Source organism: Schumannella sp. 10F1B-5-1 (genome assembly GCF_006517535.1).
GTDB lineage: Bacteria > Actinomycetota > Actinomycetes > Actinomycetales > Microbacteriaceae > Schumannella.
In genome coordinates, this window is the sequence record NZ_VHQH01000172.1 from 1 (window position 1) to 233 (window position 233).

Here is a 233-nt window from a genome sequence, read left to right on the forward strand (position 1 = left end):
AGCGGAGGCAATCCCGGCTGGTGGCGGCGGCGTAGGCGTCTTCGAGGAAGCGGTCGAAGATGACCACCCACTCGCCATCGCGTCGGAACAGGGAAGGGCCTTCGACGGGAGAGAAGGGCACGGCGCTGTCGAGCAGGTGGAACGGCGCACCGGGGTGAGGGAATCGGGCGAAGCGGATCGTCTTGTTGTCGGTGGCGAGGTCGTTGCGCCCGCGCTCGTCCTTGAACGCCATG

The 233-nt window shown here is 67.4% G+C and carries 1 protein-coding gene; it reads right to left on the reverse strand.

Features of this window, described 5'->3' with window-relative positions; genetic code table 11:
- The coding region (locus FJ658_RS16415) for a hypothetical protein (protein WP_219995794.1) at positions 1-233 on the reverse strand (233 nt) is incomplete at both ends.